This window comes from Methylacidiphilum sp. Yel, from assembly GCF_004421185.1.
Lineage (GTDB): Bacteria > Verrucomicrobiota > Verrucomicrobiia > Methylacidiphilales > Methylacidiphilaceae > Methylacidiphilum.
This window is the reverse complement of record NZ_LXQB01000080.1, coordinates 1-1,317: the sequence shown is the minus strand read 5'-3', so window position 1 is coordinate 1,317 and position 1,317 is coordinate 1. Positions and strand designations below refer to the sequence as shown.

Here is a 1,317-nt window from a genome sequence, read left to right as displayed (position 1 = left end):
TTAGCGAGCATTTGAGAGCTTTTTCCCGAATCTTAGCTACAGCTGCCTCTTGCATCGCTTGCTCCTAAGCCAGCCGCTAGGGCACTCTCGACTACAAAGATCCGCTGCCTCGGGAAGTCCTCCCGGAACCTCGGGCATGCCTCGGTCTTTACTTTCCGAAAGAGAAGGGCTGCCAAGAGAAGAGCTTGTGCTTGGGCCAAGGTACTCTAGGACCTCATGGCTCCTCCGCCGCCTAAAGTCCCATCAAAAACCCATGGCCTTGGCTCCAAAGAAAGCCCAGGTTGGCCCTACTGACCATCCCCCGGTCCCCGAGCAAAGACCACCCGGCGCAAGCCCCAAGCGCTTCTCTCTAAATCCTCCACTACCATCTGGACCGTTTCCAAATCCTGCAGACTCCTCCGGACCATCTCCTTCGAAGTAGGAAGCGCTCAAATCGTAGAAGACCAGCTTGGGCTTCAAGGAAAAAAAGATCTTTAGGCCCAAGCAAAAAGGCCCTCTTCGATCTTCCCCTTCCTTTGAATCAAGCTCATCCAGCGTCCGATACCAGGGCCAAAGGAAGCGGTGGCCACCTGTACCCGACCGTTTTGCTTCCACACCGGCTTTAGTCCACTCCTCCCCCGCCGATCCGGCTACAAGAACAAAAGCTCTCCTTGCCTAGGGAAAGAGCTTGCCGCCTCTAGAGCAGCTCCCCCCAAAAGCTAAAGGAAACCCCAACTCCTCCCACAAAGCCCTGGCTAATAGTCGCGGGCCCCAAACCGCCGCCAATTCTGGCTTAGAGCTCTCCGTCGTCTTTGCGCGCGGCTCCCCCGTTAAAAGCTCCATAAGCCTGTCCACATGAGGAGCCAAAAGCTCCTTGCACTAGAAGATTCGCTATCGACCGGATCTCTAGATTTTCCCTGATCGTAGTAGCTCTCCATTAGTCGAACGTACTGGTCCACTTTCCCGCTTGAGCCGCCGGATTGGAACGATACGCAGAAACATAAAGAAACATTATCCTACAACGTTGATCTATGTAGTTACTTNNTATGTTTCGGCAAAAATGGCTCCCTCTCCTCTGGAGCACCCCCAAAATCAGGCGATTTTCACCAAACATGGGCTAAAGGCAAATCCATTCTAAGAGCTTTATATGCTGGTTGTTTCTCATCAAATATACTCGGATAATGATAGAACATAGCAACCGCGCTATTCAAAAGAATTGACATCCTCCCCATGCCTAAAGGCAGGGGATTCCTGGAGATAACTGACCAGATTTAGCCAGGGCAAGCTCTCCGATGAGGGTGTTGAGGTTTTGATAGACCCTGACATTCTCATCGGCCT

1 protein-coding gene is annotated in these 1,317 nt (G+C 52.3%); it reads right to left on the bottom strand.

Going from position 1 to position 1,317, the window contains the following annotated elements; translation table 11 throughout:
• Positions 1-243 precede the first annotated feature (243 nt).
• Positions 244-594 (bottom strand): hypothetical protein, encoded by a 351-nt coding sequence (locus A7Q09_RS09960; RefSeq protein ID WP_134391294.1) that lies wholly within the window; start codon positions 592-594, stop codon positions 244-246.
• Positions 595-1,317 lie beyond the last annotated feature (723 nt).